Here is a 20,002-nt window from a genome sequence, read left to right as displayed (position 1 = left end):
CGAACGAGATGTATCAGTCCGGACGGATGGGGAAAACCATCCTGACGGTCAGCCCCCGATTGTTTTCCCGCTCGGAATGGGTGGCATCGAGTTCCAGCCGGCCGTGATGCATCTCCATGACCGCGCCGACGAGCGACAGGCCGAGGCCCGTGCCGGGTTTCGAGCGGCTGGCATCGAGACGGACGAAGCGCTTCACCACATCGTCGCGTTTGTCATCGGGCACACCGGGGCCGTTATCGGCGACCGCCAGCACAACATCACCGTCGCGACGCGAAAGCGAGACGCGGATTTCCGGTTCGCCCTCACCACCTTCCGCATATTTGATCGCATTGTCGATGAGATTGCCGAGCGCCTGGCCGACGAGTTCCCGGTTACCCTTGATTTCGATGGCCTCGGCGATCTCGGTGACGAGACGCAGACCGCTGTCCTCGGCGACGGGCTCATAGAGTTCCGCACTATCGCGGGCGATCCCGCTGATATCGATCGCGCTCATCTCCGCCGGCGCCTGCCCCGCCTCCACGCGGGAAATCATGAGGAGCGCGTTGAAGGTGCGGATCAGCTGGTCGGACTCGCCGATCACCTCCTCCAGCGCCGTGCGGTAATCGGCCTTTTCGTCGCCAGAAAGCGCCGCCTCCGCCTTGTTGCGCAGGCGGGTCAGCGGCGTCTTGAGATCGTGCGCGATGTTGTCGGAAACCTGCTTCAGGCCCTCATTGAGCTTTTCGATACGGCCGAGCATGGTGTTCAGCGATTCGGAGAGGCGATCGAATTCGTCGCCGGAGCCGCTGGTCGGCAGGCGCTGCGAGAGATCGCCGGCCATGATGCGCTGGCTGGCGCCCGACATGCGGTCCATGCGCTTCAGCGCGTTGCGGCCGATGAGATACCAGATGGCCAGCGCCCCGATGCCCATGACGCCGAGCGCCACCATCAGCGCTTGGCGCACCAGCTTGCGGAAATTCTCGGGCTCGCCGAGATCGCGGCCGACAAGCACGCGCAACCCGTTGGACAGCACCACGACCTGCGCATAGGCCATGGGCCGCTTGCTGCCGCGCGCCTCCTCCTGATAGCGCTGATAGAGGAACGGCGTCTCGGTCCAGCCTTCGGTGTCGAGAACGCCGGGTTGCAGCGAGGCGACGTTGCCGGCCAGCACCTCGCCCGTCGGGCTTGCGATGATGTAGAGATTGGCGCCGGGCTGGCGGGCGCGCCGCTCCAGCGTGCGCAACAGGCCGTTCATGCCGCTCTTTTCGAAAATGGCTTCGATCTGTTGCGCTTCCTGGGCCACGGCATCGCGCATCTGCTGGCGCAACAGGCCTTCCGACATCGTCGAGACGTAGAAGACGAGGAAGGCCGCGCAGATGGCAAATAGCAGGAGATAGACGGCGGAAAGGCGCACCGCCGTTGTGCGGTAGAGAACGGTCAGACGGCCGAGCAGTCCATTCATGGGGTCAGCCCGCCGCCTCGTCCTTCATCATATATCCGGCGCCGCGCACGGTGCGCAGCAGCGGCTGGTCGAAATCCTTTTCGATCTTCGAGCGCAGCCGCGAGACATGGACGTCGATGACATTGGTCTGGGGGTCGAAATGGTAGTCCCAGACGTTTTCGAGCAGCATGGTGCGCGTCACCACCTGGCCGGCATTCTTCATCAGATATTCGAGCAGGCGGAATTCGCGCGGCTGGAGCAGGATCTCCTTGCCGGCGCGCTTGACGGTGTGCGACAGCCGGTCGAGTTCGAGATCGCCGACGCGGTAGACCATGTCCTGCTCCGGCGTGCCCTTACGGCGGCCGAGAACTTCCACGCGCGCCAGCAACTCGCTGAATGCGTAAGGTTTTGGGAGATAATCGTCACCGCCGGCACGCAGGCCTGTCACGCGGTCGTCGACCTGACCGAGTGCGGAGAGGATCAGCACAGGCGTGTGGATGTTGCGGCGGCGCAGTTCCGAGATCAGCGACAGGCCGTCGCGGCGCGGCAGCATGCGGTCGATGACCAGCACGTCATAGCTGTTTTCGGTCGCCAGAAAGAGGCCACTCTCGCCATCGCTTGCATGGTCGAGCACGATGCCCGCCTCGCGAAAGGCCTTCGAGAGATAGGCGGCCGCCTCCAGATCGTCTTCTACAATCAATATCTTCATCGCACGGACCTTACAGCATGTTCGCCACGCCTTGGCTAGAAGCCGAGGCCTTGGATACGGCAACGCCGCGAAACCTTGCGATTCCGCGGCGCCATTGGAAAGGGCTATGGAGCCGATCAGCCCTGGTCGATCGGCAGCGCCAGGAAGCGGCTGCCATCCTTGGTCTCGACCTGGAACAGCGCCTTGGAGCGGCCGTCCTTGCGGGCGCCGTCGAGAACCTTCACGACGTCGGCGGCAGACTTGACCACCTGGTTGTTGACCGAGGTGATGCGGTCGCCTTCCTTGAGGCCTCGGTCGCTGGCATCCGAGTCCGGATCGACGGAGGAAACCGTCAGCCCGTCATCGCCAGGAGTGACCGAGATACCGAGATCGGCCAAAGCCTGTTCGCTCGGTGCGGCTTCCGGCTCGGCCTCGTCGGTGCTCGTCGCGGCCTGGATCTGCTCGCCAGCCAGCGTGCCGATCTCGACCGGGACGTTCTGCGACTTGCCGTCACGCCAGATCGAAATCTCGACCTTCTTGCCAGGCGCGATCTGCGCGACGCGGCGGGCAAGGTCACGCGGGTCCTTGATCGGATCGCCATCGAGCGCGGTGATCACGTCGCCCTTCTTGATGCCGGCCTTGGCACCGGGCGAGTCGGCCTGCGGCTCGACAACCAGCGCACCGGCGGCATCCGCAAGGCCAAGCGAGTCGGCGATGTCACGGCTGACCGGCTGGATCTGCACGCCAAGCCAGCCACGGTCGACCTTGCCGTCCTTCATCAGGTTGGCGACGACGCCCTTGGCGACGGACGCCGGAATGGCGAAGGCGATACCGACATTGCCGCCCGAGGGCGAGAAGATCGCGGTGTTGATGCCGACGACCTGGCCGGAGAGGTTGAAGGTCGGGCCGCCCGAATTGCCGCGGTTAACGGCTGCGTCCACCTGCAGGTAGTCATCATACGGGCCGGAGCCGATATCGCGGCCACGCGCCGAGATGATGCCGGCCGTTACGGTGCCGCCGAGGCCGAAGGGGTTGCCGACGGCAACGACCCAGTCGCCGACGCGGATCTGGCTGTCATCGGCGAAGTCCACATAGGTGAACTTGCGCTTGTCTTTTTCCTCGACCTTGAGAACGGCGAGGTCCGTGCGGCTGTCCTTGCCGACCAACTTGGCGTCAAGCTCCGTGCCGTCGTTCATGACAACAGTGAAGGCCGAACCGTCGCTGACGACATGGTTGTTGGTGACGATATAGCCGTCTTCCGAGATGAAGAAGCCGGAGCCCTGTGCGGTCGGGCGCAGATGCGGCTTGCGGCCGGGGCCGCGGCGGTCATCGCCGCGATCGCCGAACTGACGGCCGGGACCACGGTCGCCATGCATGTCGTCCTGGCCGCCGAATTCGCGGAAGAAACGCTTCAGCGGGTGGTCGTCGGGCAGTTCGTCAAAGCCGCGGCCACCGAAATTGAACGAGAAGTTGCTCTCGTCATTGGCCGGCTTGATATCGGACTGGACGCGGACGGAAACGACGGCGGGGGAAACAGCCGAAACGACATCGGCAAAGCTTGCGACCTTCGGGCCTTCGACGGAAACGGCTTCCGCAAAGCTCTGGCTGACAGTGGCGGGAATGCCGGTCGCAAGCATCACGGCCGCAAGCCCGGCGACGGTTGTCGTCTTCAGGACGGTCTTGAGGCCCGGACGGAATGCTGAAATCTTGGACATTCTTTGCACCTTTTCTCTCATTTCGTGGCCGCATTCGGCGGCTGATGAGAGAAGAGATAGGACGGTGCACATTACGGCACACTATCCGTCGCATGAATTTTTGGTAATGTTGGAAAAATCCGGGAGCAAACGCGCTATTCGCCCTTGAGGGCACGCTCCAGCTCAGCCTTTTCCGTATCGGACAGCGGCGTACCCGTCGGCTTTCCGCCGCGCCTGCGCACGAAGAGGATCATCGCCGTCGCACCGGCCAGGAAGAGCACGATCGGCGCGCCCCAGAGCAGCAGCGTCTCGCCGCGCAGGCGCGGGTTCAGCAGCACGAATTCGCCGTAGCGCGAGACGACATAGTCGATCACCGCTTGGTCGCTGTCACCGTTTTTCAGGCGCTCGCGCACGAGAAGACGGAGATCGCGGGCAAGCTCGGCATTGGAATCATCGATAGACTGGTTCTGGCAGACCATGCAGCGCAACTGGGACGACAATGTTCGCGCCCGCGCTTCCAGTGCAGGGTCGGCGAGTACCTCGTCCGGATTGACGGCGAAGGCCGGAAACGCCGTAAGCAGAAAGGCAAAAGCGAGCAGCAGGCGGCGCATCACTCGGCCGCCTCCAGCACGGGCTTCACCTTGCGCGCCTTCTGCGGGACGCCGACGCGCAGGCGGCGGTCTGAGAGCGATACGGCACCGCCCGCCATCATGATCAGCGCGCCGATCCAGATGCACAGGATCATCGGCTTCCACCAGACGCGCACGACGATGCCGCCATCGGCCATGGCATCACCGAGCGAGACATAAAGCTGGCTGAGACCGAAGGTGCGGATGCCCGCTTCCGTCGTCGGCATGCGACGCGCCGTGTAGAGGCGCTTGGAGGACCAGATATCTGTCACCGTCACGCCGCCCTGCGCCACCGTGAAGTGGCCGGATTCCTCCGAATAGTTCGGCCCCTGCCCGCGGCGCATGCCGTCAAAGGTCAGCGTATAGCCGCCGGCCTCCACCTGCATGCCGGGCTTCATCTCCACGACATGCTCCGTCTCGAAAGCCGTCACAGCGATCACGCCGATCACCGTCACGCCGACACCGATATGGGCAAGCGCCGTACCGAAGGCCGAGCCCGGCAGGCCGATGAAGCGGCGAAAGGCAACATTGCCCTTCACTTTGCCGATACCGGCGCGCATCCAGAGATCGGTGACCGAGCCGGCAATCATGTAGAAGCCGAGCGCGATGCCGAAATAGGCCAGAACCGGTCCGCCGCCATGCGCATAGACGACGCCAGCCGCAATGACGAGACCAACGGCAACTGCCGCAAAGAGCCGCTGTCCGGCCGCAAAGACGTCACCGCGTTTCCAGGCGAGCAGCGGCCCGAAGGGAACAGCCAGCAGGAGCGGCAGCATCAAAAGCCCGAAGGTCAGGTTGAAGAAGGGCGGGCCGACGGAAATCTTCTCGCCCGTCAGCGCTTCCAGCACCAGCGGATAGAGCGTGCCGGTCAGCACCGTCGCCGCCGCCGTCGTCAGGATCAGGTTGTTCAGAACCAGCGCACCCTCGCGCGAAATCGGCGCAAAGAGCCCGCCGGCTTTCAGCGTCGCGGCCCGGAAGGCGAAGAGCGACAGCGCACCGCCGATGAAGAAGACGAGGATGGCAAGGATGAAGACGCCGCGCGTCGGGTCCGTCGCGAAGGCATGCACCGAGGTCAGCACGCCGGAGCGCACGAGGAAGGTGCCGAGCAGCGACATGGAGAAGGTCAGGATGGCCAAAAGCACCGTCCAAATCTTCAGCGCCTCGCGCTTTTCCATGACCAGTGCGGAATGAAGCAGCGCCGTGCCGGCAAGCCAGGGAATGAACGAGGCATTCTCCACCGGATCCCAGAACCACCAGCCGCCCCAGCCGAGTTCGTAATAGGCCCAGTAGGAGCCCATGGCGATGCCGGCGGTGAGGAAGCTCCAGGCGGCGAGCGTCCACGGCCGCACCCAGCGCGCCCAGGCCGCATCGATGCGTCCCTCGATCAGCGCAGCGATGGCGAAGGAGAAACAGACGGAGAAACCGACATAACCGAGATAGAGCAGCGGCGGGTGGATCGCGAGGCCGACATCCTGCAGCACCGGGTTGAGGTCCCGCCCCTCGGCCGGTGCCGGCGAAAGGCGGATGAACGGATTAGAGGTCAGCAGGATGAACAGCGCAAAGGCGGTCGAAATCAGCCCCTGAATGGCGAGAACATTGGCGCGCAGCCGCTCCGGCAGGTTGGATCCGAAGGTCGAGACCAGCGCGCTGAAGAAGACGAGAATGAGGAGCCAGAGCATCATCGAGCCCTCATGGTTCCCCCAGACGCCGGAGATCTTGTAGATCATCGGCTTCAGCGAATGCGAATTCTCCCAGACATTGGCGACCGAGAAGTCGGAAACGACATAGGCGAAGGTCAGCACCGAGAAGGAGAAAAGCACCAGCAGAAAACCGGCAAGGGCTGCGGCGGGAGCCACGGCCATCAACGAGCGGTCGTTGCGGATCGTGCCGACCAGCGGCAGCACGGCCTGGATGATGACGGTCGCGAGCGCCAGAACCAGGGCATAGTGTCCAAGCTCGATGATCATTTGATCGTTTCCTTGCCGGAGAGTTCCACACCCTGCGCCTTCAGGCGGTCCGCCACGTCCTTGGGCATATAGGTCTCGTCATGCTTGGCCAGCACCGTATCAGCTACGAACAGACCGTCCATGCCGAAAGCGCCTTCCGCTACCACGCCCTGCCCTTCGCGGAACAGGTCGGGCAGAATGCCGGTATAGGTCACCGGCACCGTCGAGAGCGTATCGGTGACGGTGAAAGTCACCGTCGAGCCTTCGCCGCGCTTCACCGTGCCGGCCTCCACCAGCCCGCCGAGGCGGATGCGGGTGCCCGGCGCGAGGTTCGCCTTGGCGAGATCGCCCGGCACGTAGAAGTAGGCGATGGACTGGCTGAAGGCGAACATGACGAGCAGCACCGCCGCCACGAGGAAGGCGACGCCGCCGCCGATGACTGCCAGACGTTTCTGCTTGCGCGTCATTGTGTGTTGCCCTCAACCGCAATCGACAGCTCCCGCGCCAGCGTCAGAAGCTGTTTGCCGTTCTCGCTGTCCGCCGGGAAGCTCTTCAGCGCCGTCTGTAACGCCGCCTCGGCCTTCGGCCTTTGATCCAGCACAACATAGGAACGGATGATGCGCATCCATCCTTCGAAATTATCCGGATTTTCCTGCAGTTTCGCCGCAAGGTTCTCCACCATGCCGGCGATCATCTGCTGGCGGTCACCCGTCGACATGTCCTGAGCCGCGGCCACATCGTCCGCCGTTGGGTTGCCGAGTGCCGGGATCGTGCCGCCCTCGCCCAGCGCCGCGATATGCTTGTTGACCAGCGGCAGCCAGGCGGCATCGGCAGGGGAATCCTTGGCGAGCGCTTCGAAGGCCGCCCGCGCATCCGGCTTCTTGCCTTCCTGCTCCAGGGCAAGCGCGAGGTAGTAGCGGGTGCGCGGATTGTCCGGCTTCAGCTTCAACGACGCCTCAAGCTGCTTGCGCGCATCCGCCGTCACCACACCATCGGCAAGCGCGATCAGTGCCTCGGCATAACCATCCAGCCGCTCGGGGTTCTCCCCGAGCAGGCGGATCGCCTGCGCGTAGGCATTCGCAGAATCTTCCATCCGGCTGCTGCGGTAATAGATCGGCGCCAGCAAATCCCAGCCCGCGCCGTCATTGGGATTGCGCGCCAGATGGTTTTCCGCCCGTGCGATCAGGATGTTGATGTCGTTGCCCGGATTGGCAAGGCGTTCCGCAAGCGGCTGGGCCGGAAGATCCGGCCGGCCGGTCGCCAGATAAAGACAGAGCCCGATGGCCGGAAGCACCAAGATGACGAAGGCCTGCGCGAGACGATTGCGCCCGCTCGCACGTGTCTTTTCACCGGCTTCGGCCTTGCTGGCGGCGATCAGCCGGCGCGCGACTTCCGCGCGGGCAAGCTCGGCTTCGCCGGCACCGATCAAGCCGGTCACTTCGTCGCGCTTCAGTTCTTCCAGCTGGTCGCGATAGACCTCCACGTCGTGGCCGGCATCGTCAGCGGACGCGGAAGGGCGCCGCAGCAGCGGAAGGAGGAGGACAGCGGCCACGGCTGCCGTCAGGATGGCGACGAGAATCCAGAAAAGCATGACCGTTCAATTACTGGAACGCCGCGGCGTTTCCAATTCCCCTGGGAACAATGACGCAAAATTGAGGCGTTTCGCCGCAAGCTCAAGCAGTCGGGCGAAAACCGCCCGTTCCGTCAGGACAGCGGCTCCCAGGCCCCTTGGGCGTTCCGGCAGGCCGCGCCGCGTGTCGCGGTGTCGCGACCGTTGACGGTCAGCGTCTGGCTGTATTGCCGGCAGTTCTGCGACCCGACCTGATAGGGCGCCGCCGCCACCACCGATCCGGTCACGCCCTGCCCCTGCCAGACGACCGGCTGGCCGCCGGGCGCCGCTTCCAGCGCACGGTATTCGGCTTCGAGCGCGCGCTGCATGTCGGCTTTGGAAAGCTGTGTCGCGGTGTTGCGGCTCACGAGGCCGCCCTGAAGCGCTGTGATATAGACGCCAGGGCCTGCCGCCACCGTGGTAGCAGCGGCCGAAGCCTTGCCGCCTGACGTGGTCGTGCATCCCGAGGCCGTCACTGCTGCCAGAAGGAGGGGGAAAAAGGCGCCGCGCAAACCCGTCTTCATCCGCTCGACCGTCTCTCTTCCTGCAAGGCCGGCAGACCGCCGGCAATTCGTTCGTCCCGCGATCCTCATCATCGCGAATATGTCTCTTGTTGCATTGTCCGCCGCCTCAGGCAACATCCTTTGTGACGGCCGGCAGCACGAGGCGCGCCAGAAGCCCGCCGCCGGCCCCGCGCGAAAGCCCGAACGTGCCCTGATATTCCGATGCGATCTCGCTGACGATCGAAAGGCCAAGCCCCGTGCCCGGCTTGCTCTCGTCGAGCCGCTTGCCGCGCTTCATCGCCTCGCGGATCTGGTCCGGCTCAAGGCCCGGCCCGTCGTCCTCCACCTCGATAACGACCCAGTTCTTGCGCCCCTCGTCATTGCCGCGCAGATCCCCCGGCGCCACGAAGACGCGCAGCGTCACCACCGTGCGGGCATAGCGCGCCGCATTTTCCAGAAGGTTGCCCACGGTTTCCTCGACGTCCTGCTGCTCCATGGCGAGCACCAGCCCCGGCGGATCCACCGTCAGCGGAAACTGCGTTTCGGCATTCAGCCTGCGCATCACGCGCACCAGCCGCTCAAGAACCGGCTGCGCCTCCGTGCGCGCCAGCACGGATTCACGCTGGGCGGCGATGCGCGCGCGATTGAGATAGGATTGCACTTGGCTCTGCATCGCCTCGGCCTGCGTCTTCACGAGATCGCCCTGCGGCGCCGAAATCAGCCGCGATTCGTTGAGCAGCACGGCGATCGGCGTCTTCAGCGAATGGGCAAGATTGCCCACCTGCATGCGCGCCCGCTCGACGATGCGCCGGTTGCTGTCGATCAGAGCATTCACTTCGCTCGCCAAAGGCAGGATTTCCCTCGGGAAATCGCCGTCGAGCTGCTCGCTCTCGCCCGCCCGGATCTTTTCCAGCGCCTTGCGCGCCCGGTCGAGCGGCCGGAGACCGATGAGGATCGCCGCCGCATTGAGCATAAGACTACCCACGCCGAAGCCGGCGAGCGCGAGATAGAGGCTGCCCGAGAAATCGTCGATGTCATTCTCCAGCACGTCGCGATTGCCGACCACGCGAAAACGCGCCGTGCGTCCCTCGTCGTCCAGCACCACTTCCGTCTCGCCCACCTCCACATCGTTCCCGAAGGAATCGATGGTGGTGTAGAAGCGCTCATAGCGCGTATCGAAGGGAATGCTGTCCGTATCGGGGATCGGAATGCTGCCCGTGCCGAGCGACGCCGAGGTCAGCATCTCGCTTGCCAACGCCCCGCCGATCGGTTCGACGATCCAGTACCAGCCCGATTGCGGCTGGAAGAACCGGAGATCGCCGAGCTGCGGCGTGCCGGAAAGCCGCGTCGCCTCGTCCGTCGAGACGGAATTGATGACATTGTAGAGCTGGGCACGCAGCAAATCGCGAAAACTCTTTTCCGCGCTTTGGCGATAGAGTGTCGAAATGACGACGGCGATGACGATGAGCGCCAGCGCCGCCCACAAAGAGGCGAGGAAAAGAACGCGGAAGGTGAGCGAGCGGGAGCGCCTGGCGTTATTTGCCATTGGCCGGCGCTTGCATCCGATAGCCGAGACCGCGCACGGTCTCGATCAGGTCGACGCCGATCTTCTTGCGCAGGCGTCCGACGAAAACCTCGATCGTGTTGGAATCGCGGTCGAAATCCTGGTCGTACATGTGCTCGACCAGCTCGGTGCGCGAGACGACCTCGCCCATGTGATGCATGAGATAGGAGAGCAGCCGGTATTCATGCGAAGTGAGTTTCAGCGCCTCGCCATTGACCGTCGCCTTGGAGCCCTTGGTGTCGAGCCGGACGGGACCGCAGACGATATCGGCGCTGGCATGGCCCGCCGCGCGGCGGATCAGCGCGCGGATACGCGCGAGCACTTCCTCGACATGGAACGGCTTGGCGACATAGTCGTCGGCGCCGGCATCGATGCCCGCCACCTTGTCGCTCCAGCGGTCACGGGCGGTGAGCAACAGGACCGGCATGCCCTTGCCGTCGGCGCGCCATTTTTCGAGAACGGTGATGCCGTCCATTTCCGGCAGGCCGATATCGAGGATAATGGCGTCGTAGGGCTCGGTATCGCCGAGATAGTGCCCCTCCTCGCCGTCGAAGGCCTGATCGACCACATAACCGGCGTCCTTCAGGGCTTCGCTGAGCTGCCGGCTCAGGTTGACGTCGTCCTCGACCACCAGGATGCGCATTCGGCCTCTTTCTTCGTTGTGCTTTTCATCGCCGGGCCGAATGCCCGGCGGCTTTACATCGGGACGCGCACCGTCACCTTGCGCGGCCGGGCATTGCCCTTGCCGGGAACCAGCACGGTCACCACGCAGGTGTCTCCCTTCGGCTGCGCCGAGAGAAGCTCGCCGCCCGTCTCGGACACCACCTGCGCCGCGGCGGCGCTGCAGTCGCCCGCAACCTGCACGACATCGCTCCCGGTGCCCGTCAGAACGGGACCCGGCAGGGTCAGGCTGGCCGCAAGGGCGGTGATGAGAAGTGGCGAGGCCATGAACATACTTTCAGGTGCGGATCACTATGTTGCAAGCAATAACCGATCCTCGCTGAATGGCAAATGAATGGGGAGCGGAACTTCGGGCGGCATTCAGCGCACCGGACGGCGCGCCGAAATCCGGCCGTAGACGGCGATAAGGCCCCCGATCACGCCCGCCGCGGAGACCAGAAGATCGGCCAATTCTCCCTCGTCACCCGCCGTTATCTCGATGCCGGCGGCATTGGCAAGCGAAGCGGCAATGGCGATCAGCGCGCCCCAGACGGTGCGCGATGTGTACCAGGGTTTCGTCTCGTCGTTCATCGCTGTTCCTTTCGGTCAGACTGTGAGATTGGCTTCCGCCGGCACGCCGAGCGGGATTGCCCGGCCAAGCTGGCGCACCCGAATGCGAATCGCCGTCTGCGCCGCGCCGAAATCGGCAAGCTCGCTTGCCGCCGCATAGGTAAAATCCGGACTTGTCGTCTCGACGCGCCGCACCACGGTGGCGCCCGAGAGAATGTCGAGCCGATAGGCCTCGGAAGGTTCGTCGAGCGGGATATCGGCAGAAAGCCAGGTATCGGCATCGACGCGCCCGCGCCGCACCCAGGAGAACCGCACCACGCCATCGGCCCCGCGCCGTCCGCGAAGATGCACCGGCGCAAGCGGCGTCAGCGCGCGCTCCCCGCCGGCAAAGACGAAGGGACCCGCCTGCCCGCCGGCCGCCCCCACCGCCTCGACCAGCCAGTTGGAGACACGCCCCGCCTCATCGACATCGACCCCGAGCGGCAGCACAGCCTCGTCGAGCATCACCGCCAGAGCCCCGGAAAGGTGCCCCGACGCCATCGCATCCTCGGTGCCGAACAGACCACGCAGCAGCGTGGTCAGCCGCCAGCGCCCCGGCGCGATTTCGCTCGCACCGGCAAAGCCGACGATCTCCCACCCGCCATTCTGCGCCTGCACCGCCAGCCGGTTCGCCCCGTTCAGCATCGTTACGGGATCGACGGCGGAAAGCCCGCCCGAGGCCAGATCGAGCACGATCTCGCGCTCGGGATCGAACCGCCCGAGCACGCCCGCCGGGAGCGCTGCCGCAAGCCACCCCAAACGCGCCGGCCGCTCCAGCCGCGCCCTTGCGCGAAACCCCTCGCTGCCATCGGAACTCGACACGACCATCGCCCGCCACGGCTTCGCATAGGCCGCGACCCGTGCGAAATCCTCCGCCGCGCCGGCCTCGAAAATCGGCAGATCGAGAAACTCCACTTCGGGCGCAAAAGCATCCGCCGGCCCCGCCCCGCCCGCCGGAGAGCGTCCGCCTTCAGCCGGCGCGAAGGCCGGGCTGTCTCCCGCCGCAATCCCCCGCGCCTCGACTTCGCGCACTAGGCCGTCCGTCACCTCGGTCACGAGGAAACGTCCCTCCGGTCCATCGGCAAGGCGCACGACATCGCCCGGCGTCACACCAAGCGCCGTCGGCGGAAGGCGGAAAGTGACGCGGCGCTGCCCCGCCCGCTGGTCGCGCAAGGCCGCCTCGACGGCCGAGGCCGCCGCACCGTCATGCAGCACCGCCGGCAGGGCCAGCCGCAACACCCGGTCGCTGCCGTCGGCCATGCGGCGCGAGCGTGCCGTCGCGCGTCCATAGGCCGCCGCCGCATCGAAATGATCGAGGATCGCCTCGCCGGAGAAATCGCCGGCATGCCCCCGGCTTTCCTCGATGGCCGCCTCGTCCGGCCGCTCGGCCAGAACGTCGATCTCCACCGGCGGCAGTGCCGATTTCTGCCGCGACCGGAAGATGAGCTTGCCATCCGCCTCCAGCGCATCGACCTGAAACGCCTCCATCAGCGGCTCCAGCAACGCCCGCGCCGAAGACTGTTCGGCCTGCACGAAACCCGGCAGGTCACCCGCGACACCCGAGACATCGAACGCTGAAAACCCGTGATCTGACAGGATTGCCGCGATCACATCGGCGAGCGTACCCGCACCGAGCCGGCCGTTCAGCCAATGCCCGCGCTGCCAGTTGCCACCGTCGGACCACAGCGCCGTCTGCTCCGGAAAAGGCCGGATAGGGCCGCGCATCCCAGGTCCAGAGGAAGACATGGCCGGGATCGACCATGCCCGCCTCCGGCCCGCTCCCCTGCCACCAACCATGATGCGCATCGAGAAATCGCCGCTGCACCGCATCGCTGCGCGCCCCGCCGGAGAAGTACGGCAAGGCGTTTTCAGCGCTTTTCGGATCGACGAAGACATTCGGCTGGTTCGGCCCCTTGTCGACCGCAGGACACCCCAGTTCGGTGAACCAGATCGGCTTCGACCGCGGCACCCAGGCCGTATGCCCAGCAAGCTCGGCCCCGTCAGGCCCGCGCTCCCGATGAAAATTCGTCCACCAGCTCTCGATGTCCTTGTAGCGGAACACCCAGGGCTTGCCCGCCGCCCCGTCGGTGATCGGCGAGCGCACCCGCTCCCGCCGCGCGGCATCGCCGGCATAATACCAGTCGAACCCCTCGCCCGCCGCAATCTGCCCCCGCATCGCCGCCATGTCCTCACCATGGCGAAACCCGTCGAGATTGCCCGTGAGCACATCGCCATCCCGCCAGTCGGAGAGCGGCATATAGTTGTCGATACCGACGGCATCGATCGCCGCCGACGCCCAGAGCGGATCGAGGTGATAACGCACCTCGCCGCTTCCGCCCGGTTGGAACCCGAAATACTCGCTCCAGTCCGCCGCATAGGTGATCTTCGTCGCCGGCCGCAGCACCGAGCGCACATCCGCCGCGAGATCGCACAGCGCCGAAACGAACGGAAACCCACCCGTCCCGTCGCGCAGCCAGGTCAGCCCGCGCATCTCCGAGCCGATCAGGAACCCGTCCACGCCGCCCGCCGCCTCCGCCAGATGCGCATAGTGCAGGATCAGCCGGCGAAAGCCTTCATCGCTCGCCGGCCCGGTAACCGCCTCACCCGAAACCGAAAAATCGCCCGCCTCCGCGCTCCCCACAAAGGCCGTGATCTGACCGCCCACCGCCGCCGTTCCGGTGGCCGATTGCGGATGGCAAGTGATACGCCCACGCCAGGGATAGGGCGCCTGCGCCGCGCCGCCATATGGGTCGGGCAGGCTGTTGCCCGCCGGCACATCCATCAGAACGAAGGGGTAGAGATAGACCTCGATCCCCCGAGCCTTCAGGTCCTTGATCGCCGCCACGACGCTGGCATCCGAGGGTGTGCCGCCATAGGCCGGCCCGCCGCCACTCTGGCTCACGACATGTGCCGCGCCGCGCCCGATGCCGCAGACCCGCCACGGCCGGCTTTCATCCGTGCGGGCCGAAACCTCGACACCCGGCACGATGCGGCAATGTCCCGCCCGCAGATCCGTCCCAAACCAGGCGACGACCAGCCCGACCCGCTCCAGGTTCGGGCAGAGCGCCAGCAATTCGTCGATGGAAGCCTCCCAGTCGGTGGCCGCGACGAGCGTGTTGCGGTTGATATTGCGCCCCTTACCCTTGCCGAGCTTCTCCGTCACCAGCCGCGGATCGTAACCATGCTCGCTGGAGCCCGGAATGATCGTCACCGCCCGGACCTTCTCCTCCAGCGACCCGACCGGCTTAAGAACTTCGAATTGCAGCACGGGAATACGGTTGCCGAACGTATCGAGCGGCAGCCGCTCGAAGACGATATAGACGAGCCCGCGATAGGCCGGCGTATCGCCCGCCCCCTGCTTCGCCTCGATCAGCGGATCGGGCGCCTGCGACGCGGTGCCCCGATGCAGCCGCATCGCCACCCCGGTCAGGTCAAGCTCGCGCCCATCGGCCCAGACGCGCCGGATCCCGGCGATCGGCCCCTCGCAGAGGCCGACCGCGAAATTCGCGAAATAGCGGAACGTCTCGACGCGCGGCCCGCTCGCCTTGCCGCCCGCGCGCTCGACGGAGACTTCCTCCTCGAACCGCGTCGCCCAGATCAGCGTGCCGCCGAGCCGTGCGGTGCCATAGACGCGGCTCATCGCCGTGCCCTCGTCCGCACCCGGAATACGCCCGTCGCCGAGCCGCGCGCCGGAAATCTTGCTGGCACCGTTCAGCAGCGAACGATCGACCACCGAACCGGCCAGCGCGCCCGCCGCACGCCCGAGAATGGCGCCGAACGGCCCGAACACGCTGCCGAGCGCCGCACCCGCCGCTTGGAAAAGAAGTGTCGCCATGGATCAGACCATCTCCGGAAAACGAAAAACGCCGGCAATGCGCCGGCGCCAGCAGGGTACGAGCGGCGATTCGATCACCGCCGCCTGCTCATAGGCGTGGATGAACCGTCCCTCGGGCGCCGCGATGCCGGCATGTTTCGCCGCCACCCCGGTCCGCCAGCGAAAGACAAGCAGATCCCCCGGTCGAAGCGCCGTGATGGGCAGCGCTGGCCCGCAATGCCGCACGGCCGCCAGAAGGAGCCGCTCCTCGCCCGCCCGCTCCGCCCAGTCGGGCGCATAGGGTGCCGGCACCTCGGGCTCAGCGCCGTAAAGCTCGCGCCAGACGCCGCGGATCAGCCCCAGGCAATCGCATCCGACGCCCTTCAGCGCGCCCTGATGCCGATAGGGCGTGCCGATGAACCCGCGCGCGACGGCGACGACCCGGTCACCCATTGCCTTGTCAGTCATAGAGCGGCCTTCCGTCATGAACGGTGTCGCCATCGGCATAACCATAGGTGAAATCGCTGCCCGGCATGTGCGGAAAGCCGCGAAAATTCAGCTGGTTGGCAAACTTCGCCTTGCAGGTCGAAAAGCGCTTGTCGCACCCCGCCGTGACTTGCAGCGTATTGCCCGCGGCAAGCCCCGCCGGCGCCGGCAGCCAGAGCACCAGCTCATCCGCCCCGTCGGCCTTGCGATGATCCTCGATATCGGCCGAAAGCCCCGCCGCCGTGCCACTCGTCACCGTCAGCACACCGTAGCGAAAGAACCGCTCGGCAAAACCCGTGAGACCGCCGACCTTCAGCCGCATCTCGTCGAGTACCCCCAGCACCGTCGCCGTGGCCCGATAGGCCGGCGCCGAGGCATCGATACCGCAGCTGCTATCCCCGAAAACCGCGTCGCAACGGTGCCCGTAGATACGCCCGCGCACCTGGTCGAGCCCATGCGTCAGCCGCCGCAATTCGGCGCGGAACAGCCCGCCCTCGCGCCGGACCTCGCCCAGCTCCGCCGTGCGCAACAGCAACCGTTCCGAAGGATCCTGCCAATTGACCGTGAAAACCTCGACTTTCGCCCCGTCATAGCGCCCGGCCGAAAGGTCGGCCTCGCGGATCGCCTCGGCGGAAAAGCCGCCCGAGACCTCGCCGCTCTCGGCGGCAAGTCCGTTGCCGTCCTCCGCCTCGCTCGCCTCGAAGCCGCTCGCCGCCACATAGTCCGTTCCGCCGAAGGAGAGACCGCGGTCATGATCGGTAAAGCCCAGCACCACGCCGTCGCGCCGCGTCACCCGCCAGGCGTGGCAGAGCGTCGTCACGCCGCCGTCGAGATGGGCCTGAAGCCCCGCCGGGATCGTCCTCATGGCTTGATCTCCACCAGCGGAATGGAAGGGATGCGCCCGGCATTGAACTGCGCCAGATCGATATCGATGCGGTCCGTATCGAAGCGCACCGGCACATCGAATTCGAACCCCGCGCGAATGGCGCCGGAGGCCGGGATCTTGCCCGGCTTGAAGGTCACGATGCCGGTTCCGGCATCCACCGTGTAATCAGCCACCGGCACGACACTCCCCGCCACCGAGAGGACCACCGAACCCGCCACCGGCTTTTCGATCACCCGCACCGTCGCGCCGCCCGCATCGGCATAGCGCTTGACCAGCTGGAATGCCGTCGTCGTGCCGTCGCCCGTGCCGATCTCCTGGTCGCCTGCGGCCGGCAAGGCTCCCGGCACGCCGGACCGGTGGTCGACGGGATCTCGAAAGCGGAACCCGTAAAACTGCCCCGCCCGCGCCTCGAAGAAGGCGAGCACGGCATAGAGATCGTCGATCGAGCGTACGCCCGAGCCCGCATCGTAGCGCCGCCGCGCATCCTGCCAGCGCCGGTTGCGGTTCTCGCGCCCGTTGGACAGGCTGACGATATCCGTGCGCCGCACCGGCCCGCCGCTGGTGCCGAGCGCCACCCGCAGCGGAAACCGCACCTCATGAAATCCTGCCATCTCAGTCTCCGATGTTGAAAGGCGACCTCACAGGCTGCGCTGCCCGCGCCCCACGGCACGCGTCAGCATGGCAGCGATCTGCCCCTCGGATTTACGGAAGCTCGCCGCGTCCTGCGCCGTCACGTTGAAGACGATGCGCGCACCGGCGCCGCCGCCTTCACTCGCCACGCCGAGCGCCCCGTCCGGCCCGCGTTTCAGCGGCAGGATCGCCTCCGCCCCCGCCTCGCCCATCAGGCCAAGCCCGCCGCTGCCGCCGCCGAAATAGGTCGGCGCCGCCACGACACCGCCCTTGGCGAAGGGCGTCACCTCGCCCAGCAGCGAGGACACGCCTGATGACAACACCCCTTCCAGCGGCTTCAGCCCGACGGAAAGCGCGATATCGCTCATCCGCCGGGCAAGCCCGGTCAGCACGCCCTCCAGCCCCTTGCCATCGACGACCGCGCCCCTGAGCGCGCCCGTCAGCGCCGAGCCGAAGGAGCGCGAACGCGCCTCCAGGTCGTCGAAAATGATGGAAAGCTGCTCGGCGGTCTCCTTAGTGCCGTTGAGCGACCCGTTGTCCGTCTCAGCCATGGTTCACTCCTTCTCGTCGGGAAAGGCCAGCATCAGGGCCGTCAGGTCCGAGCGCTGCGTCGCGATCGGTGCCGGCCGCAGCAGGCCGAGCGCATAGGCTAGCTCGCGCGGCGTCATGGCCCAGAAATCGTTCGCGGCAAGCCGCATCCGGCAGAGCCCGGCATGAAGCACCGCCTCCCAGGGGAAGGCGGCAGCCTCCGCGCTCACGCCGGATGCGGCGCCGGAGGGTTTGCCGCCCCGCCCTCCGCATCGAAGGTCGCCTGCAGCAAATCGGCAGTGATTCGCGCGAAGCCTAAGAACCCGTCCGCCGCCGCCATGCCCGCCACCTCCTCGTCACTGAACAGGTTGCCGGCGCCGCGCAGCCCCGCGCCGATGATGTGGATGAGATCCTCCGCCTTCAGCCGGCCGGAAGAGAATCGTTCAGCGAGCCCCGCCATGCTGTCGACGGCAAAGGCCGTCTCGAGTTCGGCAAGCGCCCCCAGCGTCAGGCACAGCACGCGCCGCTCGCCGTCGAGAAAGGCCTCGATCTCGCCGCGTCGCCGGTTCGCCCGCGCGCCCATCACAGCACCACGAAGGTCAGCGCGCCCGCCGATTCCAGCGCGATCTCGAACAGGACCTCCCCGTCATGCGCGCCGGAATAGTCGAGCGCCGCCACCTGGAACGGCCCGGACACGGTGCCGAAATCCGGAATGACGATCTGCCAGGCGGCAATCGTGCCGGCAAAGAACACCGAGCGCACCAGCGCATCCGATGCCTGGTCCTTGAAGATGCCGCTACCGCTGACGGCCGCGCGCTGCACGCCGGCGCCACCCAGCAATTCCCGCCAGCGCCCCGCCGATTCCGAATCCGTCACATCGACGATCTGCGCATTGAACGACAGCCGCTTCGAGCGCAGCCCCGCGACGGTCGCAAAACCCGCCCCATTCTCGATCTTGAGCAGCAGATCGCGCCCCTTCTGTGCCACCATGGCCGGATCCTTTCCGTTGGATTGTTCAGGTTGCCGGTTCCGTCACCGCGCGAAATTGCATTTTGGCGCGGTGGAAACGGTCGTCGCGCTCGACGCGCGTCTCGCGATGGAAGAGCAGAACGAGGAGGTGCCCGTTAAGGGCGAGCGCCGCATCATGCAGCGCCGCGCGCACCACGGCGGCGATCGCCTGGACCTGCCGATGCCCGGCCGCATCGGACCAGATATCCAGCGTGATGCCATGCTCCTCGCCCGGCTCCGTCGCCGTCGAATGGTCCGTGCTGTCGACGCCGGCGATCACGACGAGGGGGGCGGCCGGCGCGCTCGGACGCCGGTCGGTCACCGCATTGCCGCCGATCAGCGCCGTCAGCGCCACGTCGCCCGAAAGCCGCTCATAGATCGCCTTCTGCAAGGCCGATGCCGCGCTCATGGCTTGATCTCCTCGCAGTCGCAGAGCGTGTAGCGCCCGGTCTCGTCCGGATCGCGGAAAGCCCGCACGGCGAAAAGGCGTGTGCCCTTGCGCAGCCGCATGCCACCCGCAATGTCGCCGCGCCGCCGGAGCCAGATACGGTGCGTCACCGTCACCGGCAGCGCGCCCGCCGCCTCGTCCGCGTGGGCCGAGATCGGCTCGACGCGCGCCCAGAGCGTCGCCAGCGCCGAAAAGTTTTGCACGACGCCACCCTGCCCGTCCGGCGTCTCCACCGGCCGCTCCAGCACGAGCCGGGCCGAAAGCGCGCCGGGATCGATTACGCCCGCAGACACCATCACAGCCTCCGCTGGCAATGCGGCGCAATCAGCCGCTCGTAGCCCTGCGGCACCGCCCCCGGCTGGTCGTCGAGCGAGAGCACGCCGCGCAGCTCGAACATCGCCGCGACATGCAGCGTGAGCGCCCGTCTCAGCGTGTCCGGCACATCCGCGCCGCTCTCGCCGAAGCCGGCGGTGAAATCGATCTCGATACCGTTCAGCGCCCGTCCCGTCGCCCGCCGTACCGGCAGAACGAGCCGCGCCGGCCGCGCCGCGCCATCCAGCACATAGCCCGCCGTATCGAGTTCGACAGGCGTCCCCAAGGCATCGTAAACCGTCACGATCTCAATGGTTTGCACCGGTGCCCTGGCAATCTGAATCACCCGCCCCTCCGGCCAGTCGTCGAGATAGAGGCGCAAAAGCCGGGAAATCAGGCAGAGCCCCGTCTGGCTTTCCAGATGAAGGCGCGCCGTGCGGATCAGGCCCGCCAGCAGCGTGTCCTCCTCGGTCGTCTCGAGGCGCAGATGCGCCTTCACCTCCGCAAGCGTGACCGGCTCGACGGCAGGCGGCAAAAGTTCGGTTATCGTCATGGGGTCCTGTCCGGTGAA

General features: G+C 66.3%; 22 protein-coding genes and 1 pseudogene. All 23 read right to left on the bottom strand.

Features of this window, described 5'->3' with window-relative positions; genetic code table 11:
* Nucleotides 1-13 precede the first annotated feature (13 nt).
* The 23 genes and pseudogenes from AC27VQ_RS20550 to AC27VQ_RS20440 all read right to left on the bottom strand — a co-directional run bounded on the left by AC27VQ_RS20550 (nt 14) and on the right by AC27VQ_RS20440 (nt 19,984).
* Nucleotides 14-1,438 (bottom strand): sensor histidine kinase, encoded by a 1,425-nt coding sequence (locus tag AC27VQ_RS20550; RefSeq protein ID WP_488717745.1) that lies wholly within the window; start codon nt 1,436-1,438, stop codon nt 14-16.
* 4 nt (nt 1,439-1,442) lie between these two features.
* Nucleotides 1,443-2,126, bottom strand: coding sequence for a response regulator transcription factor (locus AC27VQ_RS20545; protein ID WP_064329523.1), 684 nt, complete (start codon nt 2,124-2,126; stop codon nt 1,443-1,445).
* A 116-nt stretch (nt 2,127-2,242) separates the two neighbouring features.
* A complete protein-coding gene (locus AC27VQ_RS20540; RefSeq protein WP_313522790.1) occupies nt 2,243-3,820 on the bottom strand; it encodes a Do family serine endopeptidase in 1,578 nt (525 codons plus the stop codon).
* Nucleotides 3,821-3,954: 134 nt separating this feature from the next.
* Complete coding sequence (locus AC27VQ_RS20535; protein WP_488717744.1) at nt 3,955-4,413, bottom strand: cytochrome c-type biogenesis protein; 459 nt, start codon at nt 4,411-4,413, stop codon at nt 3,955-3,957.
* Nucleotides 4,410-6,395 (bottom strand): heme lyase CcmF/NrfE family subunit, encoded by a 1,986-nt coding sequence (locus AC27VQ_RS20530; RefSeq protein ID WP_488717743.1) that lies wholly within the window; start codon nt 6,393-6,395, stop codon nt 4,410-4,412. The genes AC27VQ_RS20535 and AC27VQ_RS20530 overlap by 4 nt, the downstream gene beginning before the upstream one ends.
* Nucleotides 6,392-6,841, bottom strand: coding sequence for a cytochrome c maturation protein CcmE (gene ccmE / locus AC27VQ_RS20525; protein ID WP_298100707.1), 450 nt, complete (start codon nt 6,839-6,841; stop codon nt 6,392-6,394). The genes AC27VQ_RS20530 and ccmE overlap by 4 nt, the downstream gene beginning before the upstream one ends.
* Nucleotides 6,838-7,965 (bottom strand): c-type cytochrome biogenesis protein CcmI, encoded by a 1,128-nt coding sequence (gene ccmI / locus AC27VQ_RS20520; protein ID WP_488717742.1) that lies wholly within the window; start codon nt 7,963-7,965, stop codon nt 6,838-6,840. The genes ccmE and ccmI overlap by 4 nt, the downstream gene beginning before the upstream one ends.
* Before the next feature lie 113 nt (nt 7,966-8,078).
* A complete protein-coding gene (locus tag AC27VQ_RS20515; RefSeq protein ID WP_488717741.1) occupies nt 8,079-8,507 on the bottom strand; it encodes an RT0821/Lpp0805 family surface protein in 429 nt (142 codons plus the stop codon).
* Between the two features lie 106 nt (nt 8,508-8,613).
* Entirely contained in the window at nt 8,614-10,032 is a 1,419-nt protein-coding gene (locus AC27VQ_RS20510; RefSeq protein ID WP_488717740.1) for an ATP-binding protein, read from the bottom strand.
* Nucleotides 10,022-10,693: a response regulator transcription factor gene (locus AC27VQ_RS20505; RefSeq protein WP_298100715.1), complete on the bottom strand. Its 672-nt coding sequence runs from the start codon at nt 10,691-10,693 to the stop codon at nt 10,022-10,024. The genes AC27VQ_RS20510 and AC27VQ_RS20505 overlap by 11 nt, the downstream gene beginning before the upstream one ends.
* Before the next feature lie 53 nt (nt 10,694-10,746).
* Nucleotides 10,747-10,998 (bottom strand): hypothetical protein, encoded by a 252-nt coding sequence (locus AC27VQ_RS20500; RefSeq protein ID WP_298100716.1) that lies wholly within the window; start codon nt 10,996-10,998, stop codon nt 10,747-10,749.
* Between the two features lie 93 nt (nt 10,999-11,091).
* Nucleotides 11,092-11,301, bottom strand: coding sequence for a hypothetical protein (locus tag AC27VQ_RS20495; RefSeq protein ID WP_421594545.1), 210 nt, complete (start codon nt 11,299-11,301; stop codon nt 11,092-11,094).
* 15 nt (nt 11,302-11,316) lie between these two features.
* Nucleotides 11,317-15,154: pseudogene (locus AC27VQ_RS20490) on the bottom strand (baseplate multidomain protein megatron).
* Nucleotides 15,155-15,157: 3 nt separating this feature from the next.
* Nucleotides 15,158-15,601 carry an NlpC/P60 family protein gene (locus AC27VQ_RS20485; RefSeq protein ID WP_488717739.1) on the bottom strand — a complete coding sequence of 148 codons (444 nt, stop codon included), beginning with the start codon at nt 15,599-15,601 and terminating at the stop codon, nt 15,158-15,160.
* Nucleotides 15,594-16,484 (bottom strand): DUF2163 domain-containing protein, encoded by an 891-nt coding sequence (locus AC27VQ_RS20480; RefSeq protein WP_488717738.1) that lies wholly within the window; start codon nt 16,482-16,484, stop codon nt 15,594-15,596. The genes AC27VQ_RS20485 and AC27VQ_RS20480 overlap by 8 nt, the downstream gene beginning before the upstream one ends.
* Entirely contained in the window at nt 16,481-17,116 is a 636-nt protein-coding gene (locus AC27VQ_RS20475) for a phage distal tail protein, Rcc01695 family (protein ID WP_488717737.1), read from the bottom strand. Before AC27VQ_RS20475 ends, AC27VQ_RS20480 begins: the two co-directional genes overlap by 4 nt.
* 27 nt (nt 17,117-17,143) lie before the next feature.
* The gene (locus tag AC27VQ_RS20470) at nt 17,144-17,686 is read right to left on the bottom strand and encodes a phage tail tape measure protein (protein WP_488717736.1); all 543 of its coding nucleotides are present in this window, start codon (nt 17,684-17,686) and stop codon (nt 17,144-17,146) included.
* Nucleotides 17,687-17,689: 3 nt separating this feature from the next.
* A complete protein-coding gene (locus tag AC27VQ_RS20465) occupies nt 17,690-17,893 on the bottom strand; it encodes a rcc01693 family protein (RefSeq protein ID WP_488717735.1) in 204 nt (67 codons plus the stop codon).
* Nucleotides 17,890-18,246, bottom strand: coding sequence for a gene transfer agent family protein (locus AC27VQ_RS20460; RefSeq protein ID WP_488717734.1), 357 nt, complete (start codon nt 18,244-18,246; stop codon nt 17,890-17,892). Before AC27VQ_RS20460 ends, AC27VQ_RS20465 begins: the two co-directional genes overlap by 4 nt.
* On the bottom strand, nt 18,246-18,653 hold the full coding sequence (locus AC27VQ_RS20455) for a phage major tail protein, TP901-1 family (protein ID WP_488717733.1): 408 nt from the start codon (nt 18,651-18,653) through the stop codon (nt 18,246-18,248). Before AC27VQ_RS20455 ends, AC27VQ_RS20460 begins: the two co-directional genes overlap by 1 nt.
* Before the next feature lie 25 nt (nt 18,654-18,678).
* A complete protein-coding gene (locus tag AC27VQ_RS20450; RefSeq protein WP_488717732.1) occupies nt 18,679-19,080 on the bottom strand; it encodes a DUF3168 domain-containing protein in 402 nt (133 codons plus the stop codon).
* Complete coding sequence (locus tag AC27VQ_RS20445) at nt 19,077-19,415, bottom strand: phage head closure protein (RefSeq protein ID WP_488717731.1); 339 nt, start codon at nt 19,413-19,415, stop codon at nt 19,077-19,079. The genes AC27VQ_RS20450 and AC27VQ_RS20445 overlap by 4 nt, the downstream gene beginning before the upstream one ends.
* Nucleotides 19,415-19,984 (bottom strand): head-tail connector protein, encoded by a 570-nt coding sequence (locus tag AC27VQ_RS20440; protein WP_488717730.1) that lies wholly within the window; start codon nt 19,982-19,984, stop codon nt 19,415-19,417. Before AC27VQ_RS20440 ends, AC27VQ_RS20445 begins: the two co-directional genes overlap by 1 nt.
* Between the last annotated feature and the right edge of the window lie 18 nt (nt 19,985-20,002).

The sequence above is a fragment of the Shinella sp. 20P9.1.1 genome (assembly GCF_057798995.1).
This window is presented reverse-complemented; position numbering and strand designations above follow the sequence as displayed.

Coding starts and splice junctions, on each gene's coding strand:
- AC27VQ_RS20550 (WP_488717745.1), bottom strand. CDS start 1,438: ATGAATGGACTGCTCGGCCGTCTGACCGTTCTCTACCGCACAACGGCG.
- AC27VQ_RS20545 (WP_064329523.1), bottom strand. CDS start 2,126: ATGAAGATATTGATTGTAGAAGACGATCTGGAGGCGGCCGCCTATCTC.
- AC27VQ_RS20540 (WP_313522790.1), bottom strand. CDS start 3,820: ATGTCCAAGATTTCAGCATTCCGTCCGGGCCTCAAGACCGTCCTGAAG.
- AC27VQ_RS20530 (WP_488717743.1), bottom strand. CDS start 6,395: ATGATCATCGAGCTTGGACACTATGCCCTGGTTCTGGCGCTCGCGACC.
- ccmE (WP_298100707.1), bottom strand. CDS start 6,841: ATGACGCGCAAGCAGAAACGTCTGGCAGTCATCGGCGGCGGCGTCGCC.
- ccmI (WP_488717742.1), bottom strand. CDS start 7,965: ATGCTTTTCTGGATTCTCGTCGCCATCCTGACGGCAGCCGTGGCCGCT.
- AC27VQ_RS20515 (WP_488717741.1), bottom strand. CDS start 8,507: ATGAAGACGGGTTTGCGCGGCGCCTTTTTCCCCCTCCTTCTGGCAGCA.
- AC27VQ_RS20510 (WP_488717740.1), bottom strand. CDS start 10,032: ATGGCAAATAACGCCAGGCGCTCCCGCTCGCTCACCTTCCGCGTTCTT.
- AC27VQ_RS20505 (WP_298100715.1), bottom strand. CDS start 10,693: ATGCGCATCCTGGTGGTCGAGGACGACGTCAACCTGAGCCGGCAGCTC.
- AC27VQ_RS20500 (WP_298100716.1), bottom strand. CDS start 10,998: ATGGCCTCGCCACTTCTCATCACCGCCCTTGCGGCCAGCCTGACCCTG.
- AC27VQ_RS20495 (WP_421594545.1), bottom strand. CDS start 11,301: ATGAACGACGAGACGAAACCCTGGTACACATCGCGCACCGTCTGGGGC.
- AC27VQ_RS20485 (WP_488717739.1), bottom strand. CDS start 15,601: ATGACTGACAAGGCAATGGGTGACCGGGTCGTCGCCGTCGCGCGCGGG.
- AC27VQ_RS20480 (WP_488717738.1), bottom strand. CDS start 16,484: ATGAGGACGATCCCGGCGGGGCTTCAGGCCCATCTCGACGGCGGCGTG.
- AC27VQ_RS20475 (WP_488717737.1), bottom strand. CDS start 17,116: ATGGCAGGATTTCATGAGGTGCGGTTTCCGCTGCGGGTGGCGCTCGGC.
- AC27VQ_RS20470 (WP_488717736.1), bottom strand. CDS start 17,686: ATGGCTGAGACGGACAACGGGTCGCTCAACGGCACTAAGGAGACCGCC.
- AC27VQ_RS20460 (WP_488717734.1), bottom strand. CDS start 18,246: ATGGGCGCGCGGGCGAACCGGCGACGCGGCGAGATCGAGGCCTTTCTC.
- AC27VQ_RS20455 (WP_488717733.1), bottom strand. CDS start 18,653: ATGGTGGCACAGAAGGGGCGCGATCTGCTGCTCAAGATCGAGAATGGG.
- AC27VQ_RS20450 (WP_488717732.1), bottom strand. CDS start 19,080: ATGAGCGCGGCATCGGCCTTGCAGAAGGCGATCTATGAGCGGCTTTCG.
- AC27VQ_RS20445 (WP_488717731.1), bottom strand. CDS start 19,415: ATGGTGTCTGCGGGCGTAATCGATCCCGGCGCGCTTTCGGCCCGGCTC.
- AC27VQ_RS20440 (WP_488717730.1), bottom strand. CDS start 19,984: ATGACGATAACCGAACTTTTGCCGCCTGCCGTCGAGCCGGTCACGCTT.